This is a genomic window from Desulfuromonas thiophila, assembly GCF_900101955.1.
In the GTDB taxonomy this organism is placed as follows: Bacteria; Desulfobacterota; Desulfuromonadia; order Desulfuromonadales; family Desulfuromonadaceae; genus Pseudodesulfuromonas; species Pseudodesulfuromonas thiophila.
The window spans coordinates 188,210-210,714 of the sequence record NZ_FNAQ01000004.1 but is presented as its reverse complement, the minus strand read 5'-3'; the positions used below and the strand labels follow the sequence as shown (position 1 = coordinate 210,714).

The 22,505-nt window shown below is 56.9% G+C and carries 20 protein-coding genes; 16 read left to right on the top strand and 4 right to left on the bottom strand.

Annotation, left to right across the window (positions count from 1 at the left end; all coding sequences use genetic code 11):
* Genes ftsX through BLR80_RS06240 form a run of 3 tightly spaced genes read right to left on the bottom strand, consistent with a single transcriptional unit; the run spans position 1 to position 2,170 of the window.
* Positions 1-894: a permease-like cell division protein FtsX gene (ftsX, locus tag BLR80_RS06250; protein ID WP_092077396.1), complete on the bottom strand. Its 894-nt coding sequence runs from the start codon at positions 892-894 to the stop codon at positions 1-3.
* Complete coding sequence (gene ftsE, locus BLR80_RS06245; RefSeq protein ID WP_092077393.1) at positions 894-1,589, bottom strand: cell division ATP-binding protein FtsE; 696 nt, start codon at positions 1,587-1,589, stop codon at positions 894-896. The genes ftsX and ftsE overlap by 1 nt, the downstream gene beginning before the upstream one ends.
* The gene (locus BLR80_RS06240; RefSeq protein WP_245691369.1) at positions 1,586-2,170 is read right to left on the bottom strand and encodes a phosphohydrolase; all 585 of its coding nucleotides are present in this window, start codon (positions 2,168-2,170) and stop codon (positions 1,586-1,588) included. Before BLR80_RS06240 ends, ftsE begins: the two co-directional genes overlap by 4 nt.
* Before the next feature lie 212 nt (positions 2,171-2,382).
* On the opposite strand from BLR80_RS06240, the gene BLR80_RS06235 reads away from it, so the two are divergent.
* From BLR80_RS06235 to BLR80_RS06195, 9 genes are all read left to right on the top strand, one after another.
* The gene (locus BLR80_RS06235) at positions 2,383-3,657 is read left to right on the top strand and encodes a DUF1015 family protein (RefSeq protein ID WP_092077390.1); all 1,275 of its coding nucleotides are present in this window, start codon (positions 2,383-2,385) and stop codon (positions 3,655-3,657) included.
* 39 nt (positions 3,658-3,696) lie between these two features.
* Complete coding sequence (rnr, locus tag BLR80_RS06230; RefSeq protein WP_092077387.1) at positions 3,697-5,877, top strand: ribonuclease R; 2,181 nt, start codon at positions 3,697-3,699, stop codon at positions 5,875-5,877.
* Positions 5,874-6,881 (top strand): bifunctional riboflavin kinase/FAD synthetase, encoded by a 1,008-nt coding sequence (locus BLR80_RS06225; protein WP_092077383.1) that lies wholly within the window; start codon positions 5,874-5,876, stop codon positions 6,879-6,881. The genes rnr and BLR80_RS06225 overlap by 4 nt, the downstream gene beginning before the upstream one ends.
* Entirely contained in the window at positions 6,881-7,732 is an 852-nt protein-coding gene (gene aroE, locus BLR80_RS06220; RefSeq protein ID WP_092077380.1) for a shikimate dehydrogenase, read from the top strand. The genes BLR80_RS06225 and aroE overlap by 1 nt, the downstream gene beginning before the upstream one ends.
* 41 nt (positions 7,733-7,773) lie before the next feature.
* Positions 7,774-9,474 (top strand): type IV-A pilus assembly ATPase PilB, encoded by a 1,701-nt coding sequence (gene pilB, locus BLR80_RS06215; RefSeq protein ID WP_092077470.1) that lies wholly within the window; start codon positions 7,774-7,776, stop codon positions 9,472-9,474.
* 119 nt (positions 9,475-9,593) lie between these two features.
* Positions 9,594-10,697, top strand: a complete 1,104-nt coding sequence (locus BLR80_RS06210) for a type IV pilus twitching motility protein PilT (RefSeq protein WP_092077377.1) — start codon at positions 9,594-9,596, stop codon at positions 10,695-10,697.
* A gap of 144 nt (positions 10,698-10,841) precedes the next feature.
* On the top strand, positions 10,842-12,059 hold the full coding sequence (locus BLR80_RS06205) for a type II secretion system F family protein (protein ID WP_092077373.1): 1,218 nt from the start codon (positions 10,842-10,844) through the stop codon (positions 12,057-12,059).
* 42 nt (positions 12,060-12,101) lie between these two features.
* Complete coding sequence (locus BLR80_RS06200) at positions 12,102-13,688, top strand: two-component system sensor histidine kinase NtrB (protein WP_171906341.1); 1,587 nt, start codon at positions 12,102-12,104, stop codon at positions 13,686-13,688.
* Complete coding sequence (locus BLR80_RS06195) at positions 13,678-15,057, top strand: sigma-54-dependent transcriptional regulator (protein WP_092077367.1); 1,380 nt, start codon at positions 13,678-13,680, stop codon at positions 15,055-15,057. The genes BLR80_RS06200 and BLR80_RS06195 overlap by 11 nt, the downstream gene beginning before the upstream one ends.
* 10 nt (positions 15,058-15,067) lie before the next feature.
* Here the strand turns inward: BLR80_RS06195 and BLR80_RS06190 are convergent, their stop codons facing one another.
* Positions 15,068-15,670 (bottom strand): 50S ribosomal protein L11 methyltransferase, encoded by a 603-nt coding sequence (locus tag BLR80_RS06190; protein ID WP_092077365.1) that lies wholly within the window; start codon positions 15,668-15,670, stop codon positions 15,068-15,070.
* 94 nt (positions 15,671-15,764) lie between these two features.
* On the opposite strand from BLR80_RS06190, the gene BLR80_RS06185 reads away from it, so the two are divergent.
* The 7 genes from BLR80_RS06185 (at position 15,765) to BLR80_RS06155 (ending at position 22,495) form a co-directional block, all read left to right on the top strand.
* Complete coding sequence (locus BLR80_RS06185; RefSeq protein WP_092077362.1) at positions 15,765-16,289, top strand: TlpA disulfide reductase family protein; 525 nt, start codon at positions 15,765-15,767, stop codon at positions 16,287-16,289.
* A gap of 209 nt (positions 16,290-16,498) precedes the next feature.
* Positions 16,499-17,281 (top strand): prepilin peptidase, encoded by a 783-nt coding sequence (locus tag BLR80_RS06180; RefSeq protein WP_092077359.1) that lies wholly within the window; start codon positions 16,499-16,501, stop codon positions 17,279-17,281.
* 160 nt (positions 17,282-17,441) lie between these two features.
* On the top strand, positions 17,442-18,500 hold the full coding sequence (gene pilM / locus BLR80_RS06175) for a type IV pilus assembly protein PilM (protein ID WP_092077356.1): 1,059 nt from the start codon (positions 17,442-17,444) through the stop codon (positions 18,498-18,500).
* Positions 18,497-19,060, top strand: coding sequence for a PilN domain-containing protein (locus BLR80_RS06170; protein WP_092077353.1), 564 nt, complete (start codon positions 18,497-18,499; stop codon positions 19,058-19,060). The genes pilM and BLR80_RS06170 overlap by 4 nt, the downstream gene beginning before the upstream one ends.
* Before the next feature lie 9 nt (positions 19,061-19,069).
* Positions 19,070-19,681 carry a type IV pilus inner membrane component PilO gene (locus tag BLR80_RS06165; RefSeq protein ID WP_092077350.1) on the top strand — a complete coding sequence of 204 codons (612 nt, stop codon included), beginning with the start codon at positions 19,070-19,072 and terminating at the stop codon, positions 19,679-19,681.
* Entirely contained in the window at positions 19,678-20,202 is a 525-nt protein-coding gene (locus tag BLR80_RS06160; protein ID WP_092077347.1) for a pilus assembly protein PilP, read from the top strand. Before BLR80_RS06165 ends, BLR80_RS06160 begins: the two co-directional genes overlap by 4 nt.
* 1 nt (position 20,203) lies before the next feature.
* Positions 20,204-22,495 (top strand): type IV pilus secretin PilQ, encoded by a 2,292-nt coding sequence (locus BLR80_RS06155; protein ID WP_092077344.1) that lies wholly within the window; start codon positions 20,204-20,206, stop codon positions 22,493-22,495.
* Positions 22,496-22,505 lie beyond the last annotated feature (10 nt).

Genomic DNA, 22,505 nt, shown 5'->3' with positions numbered 1-22,505 from the left:
TCAGATCCGCAGGAAGCGGCGCAGCGGTAGCATGCTGCCGAGCAGGCCGAGCAACAGCCCGAGACCGACCAGTCCCAGTTGCAGTGACAGCGGCAGAAAATGGATATTGCCGGCTGCCGCCGTGGTCAGTAGGGCGCTGAGGCCCTTCTTTAAGAAGAAGTAGTACAGGGCATGGCAGCCGCCCAATGCCAGCAGGGCGCCGAGGGCGCCCTGCAGAGCGCCTTCGGCCAGAAAGGGGATCTTTATGAACAGGGGCGTGGCGCCGATCAGACTGAGAATTTCCAGTTCGTCGCGGCGGGCGTAGATGGTTAGCTTGATGGTGTTGGCGATGACAAACAGGGTGGCGAACAGGAGAAAACCGCCAGCCAGGGCGCCTGTCAGCCGCAGCAGGAACAAAAAGGCATCGTAGCGTTCCAGCCATTGCTGGCCGTAACGCAGGTCGCTGAAGGCCGGTTGCTGGCGCAATCGTTCCACCAAGGCCTCGGCCATGGCCCGGTTGCGAGCCTGCTGGGTCAGCTCCACCTCAAGGGCAGCCGGCAGGATTTCAGGCAGCAGGCCGTCGAGCAGGTCGGCGTTCTGGCCGAGGCGCTGGCGAAAACGGTCGAAGGCTTCTTCCTGGGAGACGTATTGAACCCGTTCGACCTCGGGATAAGCGGCGATCTGCTGTTGCCAGCGGTCGAGACTGTCGCCGGCCGGCACCTGATCAAGGTAGATCACCACTTGGATATCGCGGTTCCACTGGCGGGTGAGGGTCTGGATGTTGAGCACTACCAGCGTGAAGAAGGCCAGCAGCATCAGCGCGATGGTGACGGTGCCGATGGTGGCGCCGCACAACAGGGGGCTCTGCCGCATGCTCAGCAGGGTACGGCGCAGAAAATAGCGCAGGCGTTCCATCAGTCCTCCCTGTTCTGCGGGCGGGCCTGGGCCAGACGCTGATCGCTGAGGATGTGGCCGTCCTTAAGGACGATGGTGCGGCGGACAAAGCGTTGGGCCAGTTCCCGGTCGTGGCTGGCGATGAGCACCGTGGTGCCGAGAAGGTTGATGCGTTCAAACATTTCCATGATCTCTCCGGCCAGCTCATTGTCGAGATTGCCGGTGGGTTCGTCCGCCAGCAGTAGACGCGGCTGACCAATCATGGCCCGGGCGATGGCAACGCGCTGCTGCTCGCCGCCAGACAACTCCAGTGGAGTGCGCTGCAGTTTGTATTCGAGGCCGACGTACTGCAGCATCTTGTAGACACGGCTGTGGATGGTTTGCCGGTCAAGACCCTGCACCTGCAGCGGCAGGGCGACGTTCTCGAACACGCTGCGCTTGAGCAGCAGCTTGAAATCCTGGAACACGAAGCCAATCTGTCGCCGCAACAGGGCGATCTGGCGCGGGCGCAGACGGGTGATGTTGCGTTCGCCCAGCAAAATCTGCCCCCGGCTGGGCCGTTCAGCACAGTAGAGCAGGCGCAGCAGGGTCGATTTGCCGGCGCCGGACGCGCCGGTGAGACAGACGAAGTCGCCGGCGGGAATTTTCAGGCTGACGTCATGCAAAGCCGGGGCTCCGTTGGCGTAAACCTTGCCAATATTGCACAACTGGATCATGCAGGCTCCCCTGCGGTTTGAGGTTCAAAACGGTGCTGCCAGGTGTGGAACAGGGCCACCTTGTCGTTGCCGAAGCTGGCCAGGCTGGCGCAAACCTGCGCTGCGGTGCGGCTGTGTTGCAGCTGCTGCGGGTTTTTGGAATAGAACAGGTCGGCATAGGCCACCAGCTGTTGAGCCAGATCCGTTGGCACCATGTCGCGGACCGGCAGAGGCAACTTCTGCCGGACAATGTCGGCGGCTGTCAGGCCGACACCGATATGATTCTCGCACACCAGGGCATGGCGCGGCAAACCCTCGTCCCGCAGAATCGCTGCGCCGCACAGACCGTGACGGATGTAGGGTTCGCTGCCGTAACAGCCCAGCCCCGGCGCATGGCAGCAGAAAATACCGATATCGTGCAGCAGGGCGGCCTGTTCGATAAACGCTCGCTCGCTGGCATCCAGTTGTGGCAGCGTGGCAGCGATGGCCAGCGCCCGCCGGGCGACACAGCGGCTGTGGCTGAGCAGGATGGTGCCAGCGCGGCTATGGGGCGGGTAGTATTTCTGCAACAAGGCAAGGGGATCAATCGGGTGGTCGGCCATGCGGGTTCCTGTGTTTCGCTGGCTGGCGCTGGAGTCTGAGGCGTGGCCGGCCGGGCTTTTTGCTTGCAACTCAAACGGCGGTCTGTTTATATGATGCGCACGTTTGCCGGGGCGGATTCTAGCCTAATTTTCCACGGGTTGCGAGGCAAATAGTTGTCCGTGGCCCTCAGTTCCGGCAGCTGCCAGGCTGCTTGAAGGCCGAATAGGAGATTATGGCACAGGTTCTTCCTTTCACCGCATGGCAGCGCATCGTTGATGCCCCGCCAGCGGCCGCTTTGCTGCCGCCCTGTCATGAAGAGGCGTTGGCGGCAGCTCTGCTGACGAAAACCTCCGATGTCGCTGGCTTGTCACTGACAGGTGGTGCCATCGGGCTGCCCGATGATCTGCTGCGGCCTCTGGCTGATAGTGGTCTGTTTCTGTACGAGTTGCGGTGTGGCAGCGATGCGGCGGTCCGATGCTGTCACAGCGGTGTAATCGCCAGAGTGCGGCTGGAGGATTTTTCCGCCGGCGTGGTTCTGTCTCACGAACGGTCGCGGCCGACCGACGTGGCCGAGGAATTCGCTGCCCTCAGGGACAGAGCACTGCAAACCCAGATACCGGTCGCACTCTATTCGGATACCTGCTGTGTGCTCGAAGCCTTGTCCGCTGCTGAAAAACAGCGTCCGCCGCTGGCCGAATATGCCTGTGGACCGCAGTTGCGCTGCCGCCTGTGGCAGGTGAGCGATGCCGCCTTTATCAGTCGTGTGCGGGCTGTTTTTGATCGCAAGTCGCTGCTTTTGGCCAGTGGTCAGGCTTTTTATGAAGCTGCCCTGCGCTACCGCGACCAGCTGCGCCTGCAGCAGGGGGATTACAGCGGCAGGGAAGGCTTCAATTATCTGATGTTGGCGCTGACCAATCTCGATCAGCTGGGTGTGCATCTGCGGCCGGGCCATCGTCTGTTGCAATCTGGTTTGCTGAGCGATCTGCCCTTGTTGCTCGGGCGCCTTGGTGCCTGGTTCGACGTGGAGGACTGGCCGGTAAACGCCGCCTGTCCGTCGGATCAGCAACGTCTGTTGCGTCGTCTGGCAGAGCAGGCCGGCACGGCGCCGGCCTTTTTGCTCTATGCCGGCGGTGATCGCGCCTATCGCCTGGCCTTGCAGGCGGAACGGCTCGAAGGCCTGGAACTGGGGGCGCCGCGTATCAACGAACTCTGCCTTGCTGGCGTGTTCGAACGGCTGGTGGTGGAGCAGGCGTTGGGCTTTGAACCCCTGGCTCTGGATGATTTTGACCGTTTACCGCCCTGTCTGTCGGCGGCGGCGGCCTTCGCGGCGGTTCGTCAGGGCCGCTATGTGGCAGCTTTTCTGTTTGCGCCGCCGGCCATCCTGAGTCTACGTGAACAGGCCCGCGCTCAGGTCAAATTGCCGCCGGCCAGTACTTTTGTCTGTCCTCCTTTTCCTTCCCGGCTGCTGGCCTGTCCTCTGGACGCGACTCCTGTCGCGACCTGTTGAGCACAGCGACCGCTATCGCAGCCTTGCGCCGGAGCGCCTGTGACCTCTCCTGAACTGACGCTGAACGGGCTCCTTGAACAGATCAGTGCCTTGCCGCGAGGCCCGTTCAGTCCTGCCGAGATTCTTGACCGGGCCGGCTGGTCACGGACGATGCGCCGTCCTTTGTTAAACCAGCTCGACACCCTGGTGGCTCTTGGTTTGTTACGCCGCAGCCGACGGGGCAGCTATCTGCTGGTTCGACCGCTGCAACGGCTTGAGGGCCAACTGCAGCGGCGCGGCAATGCGCTGCAACTGGCTGGCACCGATGGCCAACTCTATGCTCTGGCGCCACATCAGTCGCTGGCGGCTCTGTCCGGTGATCAGGTCAATGCCTTGCTTTTGCCTCAGCGACAGCGCCGCCGGGCCGAGGTGCTGCTGGTGGATATTTTGCGGCATCAACAAACGGAGGTGGTGGGGCGCTGTCAGGCCAGCCGTGGTGCCACCGGTTGCTGGCTGCTGGCCGATAGCGATGGTCAGCGCTACCAGCTGCAGCTGCCACCAGACAGCGCGCCAAAAGATCTGGTTGATCAGGTGGTTCAGGCCCGGATACAGCGCTACCCGACATTCGACAGCCCCGGCTTGGCGGAACTGGTCGCGGTACTGGGCGCTGCCGACGATCCCTGGACCGATCTGCCGCGTATTGCTCTGGCTCACCAGTTGCCGCTGCAGTTCGATGCGGCGGCGCTGGCGGAAGCCCAGGCCGCTGCATCGCAGCCTGTTATTGCGGAGCTGGCGCAACGCACTGACCTGCGCCACCTGCCGCTGGTTACCATTGATGGTGCCGACGCCCGTGATTTCGATGACGCGATTGCCCTGGAGGCGCAGCCCGGTGGCTACTGGCGGTTGTGGGTGGCCATTGCCGATGTCAGCCACTATGTCGCCAGTGGCAGTGCCCTGGATGCGGCAGCCTGGCAGCGGGGCACCAGTGTCTATTTTTCGGGCAGCTGTCTGCCCATGTTGCCCGAGGCTTTGAGCAACGGGATCTGCTCCCTGATGCCGCAGCAGGACCGTCTGGCCCTGGTACTGCAACTTGATTGCGATGGTCAGGGGGGGCTGCGCCAGACCCGGGTACATAATGCCTTGATCTGCAGTCGGGCCCGCTTGACCTATGAAGCGGTACAACATTGCCTTGATAACGCCACCAGCGATGGCGCGGCCGGGCTTGATGAGACGGTGGCGGCGATGCTGCCGCAGTTGGCGGTGTTCTGTGATCAGCTGCGCCAGCGGCGTCTTCAGCGAGGCGCACTTGATTTTGATCTGCCGGAGGCTGATATCCGGCTGGATGACAATGGTCGGGTACGCTTTGTTGGCCGCCGACCGCGATTGCTGGCTCACCGTCTGGTGGAAGAATGCATGCTGCTGGCCAACGAGGCTGTCGCGGCCCTGCTGACCGATGATGAAAACACGGGTGCCCTGTATCGTGTCCATGAAGCGCCGGATGCCCAGGCACTGATCGATTTTCAGCAGTTCATCGCTCTGTACAACCTGGGATTCAATCTTGATCCGCTGCGGCCGGATGGCCGGGAACTGGCAGAGGTGCTGCGCCAGGCAGCGGCGACTCCGCAGGCCTTCAGTATTCATCGACTGCTGCTGCGCAGTATGCGGCAGGCCAGCTACAGTGCTGACAATGTTGGCCATTTCGGTTTGGCAAGTGCTTGTTATGGCCATTTCACTTCGCCGATCCGGCGTTATCCCGATCTGGTGCAGCATCGTCTGCTCAAACGTCACCTGGGCTGGACCACGACTGCTGTGGCGCCGGCGGCGCTGGAGCCGGTGGGACTGCACTGTACCCAGTGCGAACGGCGGGCCATGGAGGCTGAACGCGAGGTGGTGGCCTTGCGCAGCTGTCAGTTCATGCAGGATCGAATTGGTGAACGGTTTAGTGGTTTTGTCTCGGCGGTTACCGACTTCGGTTTTTTTGTCGAACTGGATGATTTTTTTATTGAGGGGCTGGTATCGGTTCGCCATCTCAGTGACGATTACTATCAGTATGACGTTCAGACCCACAGCCTGACGGGCCAGCGCCGCCGCCGGCGTTTTACTTTGGGGCAGGCGGTCGAGGTGGTGTTGTGGCAGGTACGGCTCGAAGGTCGGGAGATCGATTTTGTCCTGGCCGATCTGGTGCCAAGACCAACACCGCAGGCCTCGCGTCGGCGTTTGTCACGGGGTAAACAGGGATGAAGCTGATTCGCGATCTGGCGGCTGTGACACGGCCATTTACCGAAGCGGTGGTGACCCTGGGTAATTTCGATGGTGTACATCTGGGCCATCGCGCCATTTTTCGACGATTGGTAGCCTGCGCTCGTCAACGCCAGGGGACCGCCATCGTTTGCACCTTCGATCCGCATCCCCTCAAACTGCTGGCCGGCTCCCAGGCTCCGCGGCTGATCAATACCGCAGCCGAGAAACAGCGGTTGATCGCGGCTTCACAGGTGGATGTGTTGTTGTCGATACCGTTCACGCCGGAATTTGCCGCCTTGCCACCGGAACGCTTTGTCGACGAGGTGCTGTGCCGTTGCCTGGGCGTGCGTCATCTGATTGTGGGCTATGACTATGCTTTTGGTCGCGGGCGGTCGGGTTCGGTGGCCTTTCTGCAGCGCCAGGGCCGCGAAAAGGGTTTCAGCGTCGATGTCTTTGGCCCGGTACAATTACAGGGCCAGGTTCTCAGTTCGACCTTGGTGCGTCAGACGCTGTTGCGGGGAGATGTGGCCGCCGCAGTGGCGCTGCTGGGACGCCATTTTAATCTCGAAGGGCGTGTGGTGGCGGGCGATGGTCGGGGCCGGCAGCTGGGCTTTGCCACCGCCAATCTGGAGACCGACAAGGAGTTGCTGCCCGCTGCCGGTGTCTACGCGGCGCGGGTGCGCCTGTTGCCGCCGGACGGAGGGCCTCAGGATTGCGACGCCGAAGCTGAATATCAGGCTGTAGTCAATCTGGGTTGGCGGCCGACCTTTGACGGGCGTCAGATCACGATTGAGGCCCATCTGCTCGACTTTGCCGGCGATCTTTATGGCCGGCGGCTGCGCTTGTATTTTATTGCCCGTTTGCGTGATGAACGGCGCTTTGCCGATGCGGTTGCTTTGCAGCAGGCGATTAACGGTGATATCGCCTGCGCGCGGCAGCTGTTGGAAGCGACACCTCTGGTGGAGTATCGCGAATATCTGGCTGCGCCACAGGAGCCGGCATGATGAGTGGTCAGCTCATTCGTGGCAGCACAGCCGTTTATGGAATCCTGGGCGACCCGGTGCGGCATTCGCTGTCGCCGCGGATGCACAACGCTGCTTTTGCTGCCCTGGGGTTGGATGCTGTCTATGTGCCCTTTGCCGTGCCCCCGGCCCATCTGGCGATGGCGGTGGCTGGCTGGCGTGCTTTGGGGGTGCGGGGAGGTAATGTCACGATTCCACATAAACAGGCCATCGTTCCTCTGCTGGACGAACTGGATGACTTTGCCCGCCTGTGCGGTGCTGTCAATACCCTGGTGCGTGACGGAGACCGGTTGGTGGGGTACAATACCGATGGCCCCGGGCTGGTGCGTTCCTTGCTTGAGGATTTGGATTTCGAGCCGGACGGGCGCTGTCTGTTTTTATTGGGGGCGGGCGGTGCGGCGCGTGGTGCGGCCCTGGCCTTGGCACAGCGCCGGCCAGCCTGTCTGGTGTTGGCCAATCGTACGCTGGCGCGGGCCGAGGAGCTCCGCGCGTTGTTGTGCCGCTATGATCCGCAGCTGGACTGTCGGGTCTGTCCTCTGACGCCGGCGGCGCTGGCTGACTGGGCGCCGCAGGTAGATCTGCTGCTCAATACCAGTACGCTGGGTTTGCGGGGTGAGGACTGTGATTTTTTGCCCTGGGCCCTGTTTCCACCCCATCTGCGGGTTTATGACGCGGTTTATGCTCCGCAAGACACGCCGCTGGTGGCCCGGGCTCGCGCCTCTGGTCTGCGGGCCTGTGACGGTCTGGGCATGCTGATCGGACAGGGACAGCTGGCTTTTACCCTCTGGACCGGCCGCGATCCAGGGAATTTATTGCGTCAGGCTCTGGCCTGACGGACGCTTGAGACGTTTTTTCAGGGAATGAATGTATGGCTATGGCGACGAATCGTTTGGGCGATCTGCTGATTCGTAACAAACTGCTGACGGCGGAGCAGGTCGACAAGGCCATCGCCGAACAGAAGCTGCACAAGGAGCGCTTTGTCGCCACGCTGGTGCGGCTCAAGTACATCAGCGAGGAGGATCTGGCGGCTTTCCTGTCGCGTCAGTACGGTGCCCCGTCGATCAATCTTGAGGAATTCGAGGTCGATTCGGGTGTCGTGCGGTTGATCAGCGCCGAAGTGGTGCAGAAATACCATGCGGTACCCATCAACCGGGCCGGATCCACCCTGATCGTTGCCATGAGCGATCCGTCGAATATTTTTGCCATCGACGACATCAAATTCATGACCGGTCACAATGTCGAGGTGGTGGTGGCGACGGATTCAGCCATCAAAAAGGCGATTGACAAGTATTACGACCAGTCTGCCACCCTGGCCGATGTGATGGGCAACCTGGAGGATATTGCCCTGGAGGTGGTCGACGAGCATGACGATGTCGACATCAATGCCCTGCAGATGGCCACCGAGGAAGCGCCGGTAGTCAAGCTGGTTAACCTGATCCTGACCGATGCCATCAAGAAGGGGGCCTCGGATATTCACATCGAGCCCTATGAAACGCTCTTTCGCGTGCGCTATCGCATTGACGGCGTGCTTTATGAGGTGATGAAGCCACCCATCAAGCTCAAGAATGCTATTACCTCACGCCTGAAGATTCTGGCGGAGATGGATATTGCCGAACGGCGTCTGCCGCAGGACGGCCGCATCAAGATCAAGCTGCCCGGCGGCAAGGATATGGATTATCGTGTCAACTGCCTGCCGACCCTATTTGGTGAAAAGGTCTGTTTGCGGCTGCTGGATAAATCGAACCTGCAATTGGACATGACCAAACTGGGCTATGAAGAGGATGCCCTGAAATGGTTCAAGCAGGAGATCAGCAAACCCTTCGGGATGGTTCTGGTCACCGGCCCCACGGGCAGTGGCAAGACGGTTTCTCTTTATTCGGCCTTAAGTGAGCTCAACAAGACCACCGAGAATATTTCGACGGCGGAGGATCCGGTGGAGTTTAACTTCGCCGGCATCAACCAGGTGCAGATGCACGAGGAGATCGGCCTGAATTTCGCCAGCGCCCTGCGGGCCTTTCTGCGGCAGGATCCGGATATCATCATGATCGGCGAGATTCGTGATTTCGAGACGGCTGAAATCGCAGTCAAGGCGGCCCTGACCGGTCACTTGGTGCTTTCGACCCTGCACACCAATGATGCGCCATCCACCATCAATCGTTTGCTTAATATGGGCATCGAGCCTTTTCTGGTGGCCTCGGCGGTTAATCTGGTTACCGCCCAACGGCTGGGCCGGCGCCTGTGCAGTCAGTGCAAGGAGCCGGAACAGATTTCCAAACAGGCGTTGCTCGATGCCGGGGTGTCGCCCGATGAGGTGGATGATTTTGTTTGCTATCGCGGTCGTGGCTGCAGCAACTGTAACGACAGCGGTTACCGAGGCCGGGTTGGCATCTATCAGGTGATGCCGATGTTCGATGAGATTCGCGAAATGGTGTTGGCGGGGGCCAATACGGCGGAAATCAAGCGCGAATCCATGCGGCTGGGGGTCCGCACCATGCGTCAGTCAGCGCTGCGCAAACTCAAGGAGGGGGTTACCTCGTTCGAAGAGGTCCTGCGCTGTACGGTGGCTGACGACTGAACAAATTTGTTTTTTTCTTTTTCGCGGCTGGACGTGTTGTCTCGCTGTGTTAGATTCGCTGCATGTTGACGGAAGCAACGCTTAGCCAAACCGTTCGATAAAAGGAGACAGGGCGAGCCATGGCCAGTATTCATGAGTTTCTCAAGTTCATGGTTGATTCCGGGGCCTCCGATCTGCATGTCACCACAGGGATCCCGCCGCAGATTCGTATTGATGGGGCGATGCGCCCGCTCAACCACCCGCCTCTGATGCCCACTGATACCAAAAATCTGTGTTACAGCATCCTGACGGATGCCCAGAAGCGTAAACTGGAAGAGGAAAACGAACTCGATCTGTCCTTTGGTGTTAAAGGCTTGGCCCGCTTTCGTGGCAATATTTTTGTGCAACGAGGGGCCATCGCTGGCGTGTTCCGTCGTATTCCCTATGAGTTCCTCAGTTTCGAGCAGCTGGGTCTGCCGCCGGTTGTTGAACGCATCTCGCATCGGCCACGAGGACTGGTGCTGGTGACCGGGCCGACGGGCAGCGGTAAGACCACAACCTTGGCCTCTATGATTGATGCCATCAACCGTGAACGGCACGAACATATTGTCACCATCGAAGATCCTATTGAGTACATTCATCCGCACAAGAATTGTGTCGTCAACCAGCGCGAGGTTGGTAGTGATACGGTCTCGTTTAAGCGGGCGCTCAAATCGATTCTGCGGCAGGACCCCGATGTGGTGCTGTTGGGGGAGCTGCGTGATCTTGAAACCATCGAGGCAGCCCTGACCATTGCCGAAACCGGTCATCTGTGTTTCGCCACTCTGCATACCAACGGCTGCGTGCAGACCATTAACCGTATTGTCGATGTTTTCCCGACCAATCAACAGGCCCAGGTTCGCACCCAATTGTCTTTCGTTCTTGAAGGTGTCCTGTCTCAGACTCTGATTCCGCGGGCTTCCGGCAAGGGCCGCGTCCTGGCGCTCGAGGTCATGGTCCCCAATGTGGCTATCCGGGCACTGATTCGTGACGACAAGGTTCATCAGCTTTATTCACAGATGCAGATGGGGCAGGAAAAATATGGCATGCAGACGATGAATCAGTCGTTGTTCAGTCTGTTTCACAAGAAGCTAATCAGCCTTGACGATGCGATGGCCCGTTCACCGGAACCCGATGAACTCAGGCAGATGATTGCGAATCCGGCGACGGCGGTCAAGATGACACCGTCGGGGCCGCGGGCGTGACGGGCTAATCAGCCAATTGGCCCAGGGTGTGGGCTGAAAATCGTTGGTAAACCTTGTCGCTGACAGAAGCGGATGTGTCCGTTTCGTCGTCAGGCATCAACAGTGTTGGGCGAGGTGGCGTTCTCGTTTTTTATGGGGTTGGTTATGGCAAAGTTTTCCTGGGAAGGTACTACCCGCAGCGGTCAGAAGCAAAAGGGCGAAATGGAAGCGCCGAACGAGGCGGCGGTTCAGGCGCAGCTGCGGCGGCAGGGGATACTGGCCCGTAAAATCCGCCAGCGTGGCAAGGGGATGGATGTGGAAATCCGGATTCCCGGCTTCGAGCAGCGGGTTTCCACCAAGGATCTGGTGGTTTTCACCCGCCAGTTCGCCACCATGATCGATGCCGGTCTGCCTTTGGTGCAATGTCTCGATATCCTTTCCGGTCAGCAGGATAATAAAACCTTCAAAACGGTGCTGCTGCAGGTTAAGAGTGATGTCGAATCCGGTTCCACCTTTGCTGATGCCTTGCGCAAGCATCCCAAGGCCTTTGACGAGCTGTTTGTCAACCTGGTGGCTGCCGGTGAGGTGGGGGGTATTCTTGATACCATTCTCAACCGTCTGGCTGCCTATCTTGAAAAGGCCATGAAACTTAAGAAACAGGTCAAAAGCGCCATGACCTATCCGGCAACCATTGTTTCCATTGCTGTTATCGTCATTGGTGTGATTCTGGTCTTTGTCATTCCGGCTTTTGAAAAAATGTTTGCCGACTTTGGCGGGGCTCTGCCGGCACCGACCCAGATCGTCATTAATATGAGCAACTTCATTCAGGACTACATCCTGTTTATCGTCGGTTTTTTTATTCTGCTGGTATTTTCTTTCAAAAAAACCTATGCCACCCGGAAGGGGCGTCTGGTGATGGATCGACTGGCTCTGCGCCTGCCGGTGTTCGGTATACTGATTCGCAAGGTATCGGTGGCGAAGTTCACCCGCACCCTGGGAACCATGGTGTCGAGTGGTGTGCCTATTCTTGACGGTCTGGATATTACCTCCAAGACGGCTGGCAACAAGATCATCGAAAACGCCATCATCGAAGTGCGTAAGAGCATCAGTGAGGGCAATACGATTGCTGATCCCTTGACCAAATCTGGGGTGTTTCCGCCCATGGTCTGTCAGATGATCGCCGTTGGTGAACAGTCCGGTTCCATTGATACCATGCTCAACAAGATCGCCGATTTCTATGATGATGAGGTGGATGACGCGGTGGCGAATCTGACGGCCATGATGGAACCCCTGCTGATGCTGTTCCTGGGAACGACTGTTGGTGGCCTGGTAATTGCCATGTATCTGCCGATATTTAAACTGGCGGGAACCGTTGGCGGGTAGATGCCTTTGACATCACGCCGGAGGCGGCCACTGTCGCCGACAATGCTGTGGTTTGTGTTGGCGCGTTTTTTTGTTGCATCCCTGTTTCTTGGCGCTGCGGTGGTGTTCGGCTCGGCTGGCGGTGCTGCCCAAGGGCTGCTGGCCATCATTCCGCTGCTGATCCTGCTGTCACTGACATTGTTGCAGATCTGCTCGGCACTGTTCTGGCTGCTGCGCTTTGGTTTTTCGCCGAGGTTTGTCCAGGTACAACTGGTGTGGGATTTGCTGCTGTGCGCCGCCATCGTCTATGTAACTGGCGGTTTGCAGAGCCAGTTTGCCTTTTTGTTCATTTTCGTGTTGCTGGGCAGCGCCTTTGTTTCCCGACCTGCCGAGGTGATGGCGACGCTGTTGGCCAGTCTGCTGCTTTATGGTGGACTGGTGCTGCTGCAGTATGGCGGTTATCTTCCTTTGCCGGGTGAGATGCCAGTCCCGCGCGAGATGCTTGGCGCGCTATTGGTCAATTTGTGCGCCTTTGCCTTGGCCGGAGCGCTGAGTGTGTTGCTGGCAGTGCGTTTGCGCCAGCAGGCGCGCCAGTTGCATCGCCAACAGATAGAACATGCTGATCTGGAACGGTTTAACGAGCAGATTCTTCGGCATATGACCAGTGGTCTGATCGTTGTTGATTGTCAGGGGCGGATACGGTCCTGTAACTCTGCTGCTGCCGCAATCCGTGGACTGGCACCGGAACAATTGGTTGGTCATCCGCTGAACGAGGTTTTCGTCTTGCCCTGGCCTTTTAGCCATCTGCCACTGGAACGCGCCGAACTGGAGTTTGTTCATCCGGATGGTCATCCTCGCATCATTGGTTACGGCGTGACGGCCTTCGAGCAGGAACAGCAGCACCATGTGCTGCTGACATTTCAGGATCTGACCCGGGTAAAAGAACTTGAGCGTCATTTGCAGCGTCGTGAGCGTCTGGCGGCGGTAGGAGCCTTGGCCGCCGGTCTGGCTCACGAAATTCGCAATCCGCTGGCTTCTCTTAGTGGCAGTGCCCAACTGCTGCAGGAGCAGAGTCCTGATGCCGGGCAGCAACGATTACTCGCCATTCTGGTGCGGGAAAGTGAGCGTCTCAATCGACTGCTCAATGATTTTCTGTCATTTGCCCGGCCCCGGCCGCCGGAATTGCGGCTGCTGGACCTGGCGGGTCTGTTGAGTGAGCTCTGCGAGCAACTGGCCTGTGTTCCCGAGTTTACTGGCCTGCGGATTGAACTCGATTTGCCCGACCAGTGGCAGATGATGCTCGATGAGCAGCAGTTGCGTCAGGCGGTCTGGAATCTGCTGCTGAATGCTGCCCAGTTCAGTCCGCCTGGAGGGCGGATTTTTTGTGTTGCCCGGCCGCTGCAGCGCTGTTTCTGGATTGAAGATGAAGGCCCCGGAATCACTGAAGCCGATCGGGAACGGATTTTCGAGCCTTTTTATACCACGCGCAATCAGGGCACAGGACTGGGCCTTTCTATCGCTCATGGTTTGTTGGCCGCCCAACAGGCCCGGCTTGAACTGGTCATTGCTCAGGGTCGGGGGGCCTGTTTCCGGGTAACCTTCAGTGAGGCGGACAGGCTGAATGGTGTCGGAGGGGTGTATGCCGGCTGAAACCAATTTGCAGCGGCAAGCCCCCCATTTGCTGGTGGTGGATGATGAAGTCAGTCTGCGTGAATTCCTTTGCCTGATGCTCGAAGGAGAGGGCTACCAAGTCGATAGTGCGGCCGATGGTGCGCAGGCTCTGCAACGGCTTGAACAGCAGGCGTACGATCTGGTGCTGACCGATCTGCGTATGCCGGGGACGGATGGTCTGGAACTGTTGCGCCAGGTGCAGCGGTTGCGTACCGATACCCTGGTGGTGTTGATGACGGCCTATGCCACTGCGGAACAGGCGGTGGAGGCCATGAAGCAGGGTGCCTACGACTACCTGATCAAACCCTTTAAGAACGATGAACTGCGCTTGGTGATTCGTAAGGCACTTGGCCACCAAGCCCTGCGTCTGGAAAACCTGCGTTTGCGCCAGGTATTGGATCAGCGTCACCGGTTTGATCAGCTGGTGGGGAAAAGTCCGGCCATGTGTCAACTGTATCAGCTGATTGAAAGGGTGGCGCCGACCAGTGCCAGTGTGTTGATTACCGGTGAATCCGGTACAGGCAAGGAACTGGTGGCGCGGGCGATTCATGAACACAGCCCGCGTGCCCCTGGTTCCTTTGTCGCTGTCAATTGCGGCGCCATTCCGGAACAGCTGCTCGAAACAGAGCTGTTTGGGCACGAAAAGGGGGCTTTCACCGGAGCGGTACACAAAAAAAATGGCCTGTTTGATCAGGCCAGCGGCGGTACTCTCTTTCTTGATGAAGTCGCAGAGCTGCCACCGCATATGCAAGTGAAGCTGTTGCGGGCGCTGCAGGAGCGGCGGATTCGCCCGGTTGGGGCGGCAGACGAGCATGCCGTCGATGTCCGGGTGGTGGCGGCGACCAACCAGGACGTGGCCAGCCGGGTGGAGCAAGGCAGTTTTCGGCAGGATCTGTTTTATCGTCTGAACGTGGTGCATCTGCAATTGCCACCACTGCGTCAGCGGCCGGAGGACATTCCGCTTTTAGTCGAGGCTTTGTGCCAGAAGCTGGCACCACAGCGCAAGATCGCTGTCGCACCGGAATTGATGCGCCATCTGCTGGATTACGACTGGCCCGGCAATGTTCGTGAACTGGAAAATGTGCTTGAGCGCTGTCTGATTCTCGACAGTGCCGAGGTGCTGGGGGTACAGTGCTTGCCGCCTGACCTTTGTGGCCGGAGTCAGAGCCCACCTTTGGTGCGCTTGCCGCCCGAGGGGCTGCAACTGGAAGACTATCTGCAACAGGTGGAACGGCAATTGCTTGATCAGGCGTTGCAGCGCTGTCAAGGTGTGCGCAGCCGAGCTGCCCGGCTGTTGGGATTGAGCTTCCGCTCTTTGCGGTATCGTCTGCAGAAGTTGGGTCTTTAGGCCTTTCGTTTTAGTCGGGCAGGCGCCGTAGCAGTAGGGTGCTGAATTCCATGAGCAAACGGTTTTTTAGTAACTGACATCCCAGCCGCTGGTAGCATTCACGGACATCGAAGTTGTATTCGTAGAGAATGCCCGATAGCAGAAGCAGCCCACCTGGCTTGGTGTATTGAACAAGGGTTTCCGCCACAGTTAGAAGGATGTCGCCATAGATGTTGGCGAATATCAGATCACAGGGGTGCAGCTGCGCTTCGAGCTGATGTAATTCACCGCACAGGACGCTGATTCGCGATTCCACCTGATTGAGCCGGGCATTAATGCGGCAGCTGTTTATGGCGGCTGGCTCGATATCGACACATAGGGCTTGTCGAGCGCCGCGTTTGAGGGCCGCTATGGCCAGAATGCCGGTGCCGCAGCCCAGATCGAGAATGTCGGCATTCTGCAAAGGCAACTCGGGAATGATTTCGAGACAACTGGCGGTTGTTTCATGCTCTCCGGAGCCGAAAGCGCCTTCGGCCATCACCAAGGTGGTGCGCTGCGGTTGCTGGGCTTGGTCTTGGGGAGGGATGATTTCAAAGCAGTCCCCAACGCAAAACGGGGTAAACAGACGACCCATGATAGAGCTCCATGCACAAAAAGGAAATGAGTAGGGATTGGCTGGCAGTACCGGTCAGGGTAACTGTCGTGCGCTTTATAGCAAAGGAGAACCGATGAAGCGACTTTTTCTCGCTCTTCTGCTGATCTTGCTGGTGGGTGCTGGCTGGTTGTGGTGGCAGGCACCCTCACTGCCGACGGCAGAGCGCTTGATGGAAGCGAAGACTTTGCAACCCGCACCGGATTTCAGTTTGTCGGATCTGCACGGTCGCCAGGTGCGCCTGACGGATCTGAAGGGGCAGGTGGTGCTGGTTAATTTCTGGGCCAGCTGGTGTCCGCCGTGCAGGCAGGAAATGCCCTCGATGGAGGAACTCTATCGACAGCTACATGGTGAGGGGGTTGAGCTGTTGGCGATCAATGTTGAAGAAAATGCGGCTGTCGCGGCGGCGGCTTTTTTGCGGCAGCATCCACACAGCTTTCCCGTCTTGCTCGATCCTCAGGCTGATGCGCAGAAAGCCTACAATGTCTCGCGCTTTCCCGAGACCTTTATTGTTGATCGGGATGGACAGATCGTCGAACGGGTGGTTGGTGCGATCGATTGGGCTGATCCCCGGGTGATAGACTTTTTACGCCAGCTTTAGCAGGAGGTTGAAAACGTCTCATCCGGGGCTTTTTCAACGACGCAAGCCGCAAATGCGCTTTTTCGACTTGCTCACAAAATCAATCCATTACGAAGTAATGATTGATTTTGGTCGCCCATCCATGGGCTCTGCAGGCTGTTTTTCAATCGCCCTTTAGGCGGTAGTCGCGCCTGTGCGGGCTCCATAACAGAAAAGGGATATCAGGGGCGATGCTTGTTCTTCCGGGAGGTTGGGGACTTTGGGTTTTTACTGTGGGAGCGGTAATTGGTTCATTTCTGAATGTCTGCATCTATCGTCTGCCTTTAGGGCGTTCGGTGGTGCGACCGGCATCCCATTGCCCCCACTGCCAAACCCCTTTGCGGTGGTACCATAACATTCCGCTGCTGTCCTTTGTGTTTCTACGGGGACGCTGCGCCTTTTGCCATGCGCCGCTGTCCTGGCGTTATCCTTTGGTCGAACTGACCAACGCACTGTTGTATCTGGCGGTTTTCGCTCTTTTTGGTTGGCAACCGGCGACCCTGGTTTACGGACTGTTTGTTTCCAGCCTGCTTGTGGTGTCACTGATTGATCTTGATCACCAGATTATCCCTGATCGAATCAGTCTGCCGGGAGTCTTGGTAGGGTTTCTGGCATCGTTGGCCATCCCCTGGCTGTCCTGGCAGGCCTCTTTGGTGGGGATTCTGCTAGGTGGGGGCAGTCTTTATCTGGTTGCGGCAGGGTACAGTCTGCTGACTGGCAAGGAAGGCATGGGGGGGGGCGATATCAAGTTGCTGGCGATGATTGGTGCGTTCCTAGGCTGGCGAGCGGTATTTCCGGTTATTTTTTTCAGCTCGTTACTGGGGACCCTGGTCGGAATACCCCTGATGCTGCTCCGGCGGCAGGATAGTCGGCTGGCGATCCCCTTTGGTCCTTTTTTGTCACTGGCCGCGATCATTTATCTCTTCTATGGTCAGCAGCTCCTCGACTGGTACCTGGGGCTGCTGGTGATCTGAACGGTTTTTTTGATTCAGGAACGGGAAATACCGAATTTTTTATTAATTGAAGTTGACGCTCAACCGATAGTTTTTATAATCGAAGAACGCAAAATGATACCGCTGGAGAAATGCCCATCATTTTAGCGGGCGATGCTCATCTCGGAATGGGATCAAAATTATGTTTGGAGCCAAAAAAGACGTTATCGGTATCGATATCGGTGCCAGTGCAGTCAAACTGGTGCGCTTGCATACAGCCCGGTCGGGCTATCTGCTCAAGAACCTTGATCGTGAACCTCTGCCGCCTGAAGCGGTGGTCGATAGTTCGATCATGGATTCGCGTGCGGTAGTGCAGGCGGTACGAGATATCGTGGCACGCAACGGCATCAAAACGACCGATGTGGTCACGTCGGTGTCCGGTCATTCGGTTATCATCCGGAAGATTTCTCTCCCTTTGATGACTGAGGATGAGCTGGAAAATTCGATCCAGTGGGAAGCGGAGCAATACATTCCCTTTGAGATGGCCGATGTATATCTTGATTACCATATCCTTGGGCCGGATCCGAATGACCAGGGCTTGATGGAGGTTGTTCTGGTGGCGGCAAAGCGTGAATTTGTCGATGAATATGTCAGTGTTATTCGTGAAAGCGGTCTCAATCCTATAATTATGGATGTGGACTGTTTTGCTATAGAGAACATTTTTTGTGCACTTTATCCGGATGAAGCGGCAGATACGGTGGCTCTTATTGACGTTGGTGCCAGTGGTGCTCAAGTTAGTGTTCTCAAGGGGGGCGTTGCGGTTTTTACCCGTGAAATTCAGATCGGTGGGGACCACTACAATGAAGAGTTGCAGAAGCGTTTTGGCCTGAGTTCTGACGACGCTGAAGCGCTCAAATTGCGAGGCGCTTTTGAAGGCGTTGATGCCGACCAGGCCCAGGCCGCTCTGGACCGGGTGTCCACTACCTTAGTGCAGGAAATTCGGCGTTCACTGGATTTCTTTTCGGCCACTTTTGCTGACGAGCGGGTGGTGCGGGTCTATGTAACAGGTGGCGTTGTGCAGACGCAGGGGCTGCTGTCAGCCCTACAGGAGGGGTTGGGGGTGGAAGTGGCCATTCTCGATCCTTTTAGTCGTATGACCATTCATGAATCAGAATTCGATCTGACCTATGTCAAATCCGTAGCTCCCTTTTTTGCCGTGGCTGCCGGCCTGGCCACGCGCAGGGCAGGAGATAAATCATGATTCGTATCAACCTTCTGCCGGTCAAGGCTGCCCAGAAAAAGGAACAAGCACGCAATCAGATAATTGTTGCAGGAGCTTTTCTGCTTGTTACCTGCGGTGTCTGTTATTTTCTGTACGACAATCTTCAGGGTCAGATTGCTCAACTTGACGCGACCATCAGTCGCACCCGCACTGAGATTAAAAATCTCGAAAAGAAGATTGGCGAGGTTAACAAGTATAAAAAATTGCAGGAGGATTTGCAGAATAAGCTTAATGTTCTGGCTGATCTGAAGGAATCGAAGTCGGGCCCGGTGCACCTTATGGATGAGTTGATCGAAGCTCTCCCTGATAAACTTTGGGTGAATCAGTTGGTTCAGAAAGGTGATAGCATCAGTCTGGCCGGCGTTGGTCTGACCGAAGATGACGTGGCCACGTTCATGACCCGTCTGGAGGCTTCACCCTACTACCGGAGCGTCGAATTGAAGGTCACTAAGCAGAAGGTGCAGGACGGGCTGCGGCTGCAGAATTTCGAGCTTTCGTGTCGTATGGAACAGCCGAAAAAGCTTTCAGCCGGGAAATAGGAGGCACGCATGAATCCGAAGATGGAAAAATTGTTCAAGCTGCCTCTCTACCAGCGTTTTCTCCTGTTGTTTGTTGTTTTAGGACTGCTGGTGGCCGCTTTTGTTTACTTTTTATATAACCCAGCTCGCGAAGAACTGGTCAAACGTCAGGCTGAACTCGACCGTCTGCAGGTGCAGTTGCAGGAAAAACAGCGCATTGCCAACAATCTGCCGCGCTTTAAGGCGGAATATGAGCAAATGCAGAAGCAACTGGAGTTGGCACTTAATGAACTTCCCAATCAGAAGGAAATCCCCTCGTTGCTTAAAAGCATTGCCGGTCTGGCACGTGATAATGGACTGGAGGTGCTGTTGTTCAAGCCTGAAAAGGAAGCAGTAAAGCAGTTTTATGCCGAGGTGCCGGTCAGTCTGGCTTTGCGGGGAACATACCATCAGATGGCGTTTTTTTGTCAGGCAGTCAGCCGCCTGGCCCGTATCGTGAATGTGGTGGATATCAAGCTCACCAAGCCACAAATGGTGGACGGCGAGACGTTGCTCTCAATTAACTGCCGGGCGGTGACCTATCGGTTTGTTGAGGCTGCAACGCCTTCACCGGGGGATAAAAAGAAAGGGAAGAAAAAATGACAGCGCGGCTGATCCTTCTTTTTATTGTGCTGTTGGTGTTGCTGACGGCCTGCCAGGATGCTCCTCCGCAGCCGGCCCGTCCGGTTCAAACACGCACCAGGGCTGTGGCTCAGAAACCGCCGGCGCGACCCGAACCTCAGATGGAAAAAACGCCGGAAACGCAGCCGCCCGAGTTCAGCTATCAGGCGCGTGACAGACGCGATCCCTTTGTTTCGTTGCTGACCATCCGTGAGCCGGAGGAGGATAGTGACGAGCCCCTGACGCCGCTGCAGAATTTTGGCCTTAAGGAACTGCGATTGATAGCCGTAATCCTGGGTAAGGGAGAAGCGCGTGCGATGGTGCTGGCGCCTGACAAGAAGGCCTACACTCTGACAAAGGGCGTCAAGGTTGGTCGTAACAAGGGTGAGGTGACCGCCATCCAGGACGAGGAAGTGATAATCGAAGAGCGTTTTCGTGATTTCTCCGGTGCCACACGGACAGAAGTGAAGCGGATTACGCTGCCGCAGAGGGAAGGGGTGTAACATGGGCGTACGGACGGTTATGCGTAAAATGGGATTGTCACGGAGGCTGTCTGGCGTCCTGGCAGGAATGCTTTCGGTGGCCATGATGGCTGGTGTCGTCATGGCAGCCAGTGGCCGCATTGATTCGGTGCAGGTGGGGGTGCAATCGGTATCCCTGCTGGTCAGTGGTGCCGGCGTCACATTCAGTACCCAGACCCTTGGCGCGCCGGCGCGGCTGGTGGTGGATGTCGAGGGGGCATTGCCGACATTTACCCAGCGCCAGTTTGCTATTGATGGGGGATTTTCGGCAGTGCGGGTCGGGTTGTATCCCAACAAGACCCGTTTTGTTTTTGATGCTCGTGGCACTCTGCCGGCCGCGCGGGTGTTTCAGGAGGGTGGCGAAATTGTTGTCGATTGGGCCGATGGCGCAAAAGGAGTCGTTCCTGCTCCGGGAACGCCGGCAACGGTTACTCAGGTTGACTTTGGCAGCGGACAGGGGATGTCTCAGTTGCTGGTGACTCTTGAAGGCAATGCAGAACTGATCCCGCCGCGTCGCGATGGAGACCGGATTCTTTTTGGTGTGCGGCCGGCGGTTATTTCCCGTAGCTTGCGGCGAGTGATTGATGCTTCGGCATTTCCCAGTGCGGTGCGACAGATCGTACCCTATGGCAGCCAGCCTGGCCAGCAGCGCAATGTCATGTTCGCGGCCGAACTCAAGGGTCCGGTCGAATACAGCGTGGCGCTGGAAGGAAATCAGCTGGTGTTCAGAACCCAGGATGGTCCTTTTGCCGAAGTAGTTACGGCCGATGAACAGCGACCAGTGGTTGTGCCAACGATCCCCGGTTCTACAGGCGCTGGTCTTGATGCTGTCTTCGATTCTTTGAGTGAGCCAGCTACTCGCGTTCCATCTATCGCTGGTGTGATCGGAGCCCAGGAGGAGCCGGAAAAGGTTTATACTGGAGAACCGGTTTCCATGACATTTTCCGATGCCGAGTTGCGTGATGTCATGGCAATTCTGCATGAAATCAGCGGCAAGAATTTTATTCTTGATGAGGGTGTTAGCGGTAGCCTGACCCTGTCGTTGCAGGATGTGCCTTGGGACCAGGCTTTGGATACGATTCTTGAACTGAAAAACCTGAAGATGATCCAGAAAGGCAACATTGTCCACATTATGACGGAGAAGCAGCATTTCTCAAGGGAAACTGAAAAGCTTAAGGCGCGGCAGGATATCAAGAGGTACGAAGAAACGCGGACCGAGATTTTCTCCGTTTCCTATAAGGATACGGATACCCTCGAAGATGTGATTGATGACATCCTGTCTGATCAGGGCGAGGTCAAGGTTATCGAAGGCAGTAAAAAAATCATGGTCAACGACATTCCGTCCAAGCTGGCTGAGGTGCGTGATCTGCTCAGAGTTCTTGATGAGCCTGTTCCGCAGGTTATGATCGAAGCGCGGATTGTTGAAATGCGCGAAACCGAAGGCATGGATCTGGGGGTAAACTGGGGTTTTAGTTATAATAATGATGTCAAGACGAAAGACATTAATAATTCATATACGCTAACCGACAGTGCGGGTAATAAATATGAATTTAGCAAGGTGCGAACAGATGGCATTGAAACCGTGACGACAAGCCAGACGGATAGCGCTGGCAACAAAAACAGTTCGACAGATACCAGCCTGATAGGTATCGGTACTAATACCCTCAACGATATGGCCATGGGCTTGGGCGGCGCCTTTCTGCTGCCGACCACTCTGGGCACCTCAGGCCTTGGCGGTGTACTGAATTTTGGCCGTGTCGGGCTCGATTCGACCATTATCAATTTGCGCTTGTCGGCCTTGGAGGCATCGGGCAAGGCAAAGGTGATTTCTTCACCCAAGATCATGACCCTTGATGGTGAAGCTGCCAAAATCGAACAGGGCACCGCGATTCCCTACCAGTCTGTCAGTGATCAGGGAACAACTACGGAATTTGAGGATGCAACCCTGTCTTTGGAGGTGACACCTGAGGTCAATCCCGATGATACGGTAATACTGCAAATCAAGGCGTCGAACAGTACTATCGGTTCAACGGTGGCGACTGGAGCTGGTAGTGCACCCTCTATTGACACGAAAGAGGCTGAAACTAAACTTCTTCTTAAGGATGGTGAAACCACAGTTATCGGTGGCATTTATGTGGAAGCCGAATATAACAACAATACTGGAACACCCTATTTGAAAGATATCCCTTTTCTGGGAAGGTTGTTTGAATCAAATAGTGATAGCCGTGAACGTAACGAGCTTTTGATTTTTATTACACCACATATTGTCAAATAAGCTGCTGAAA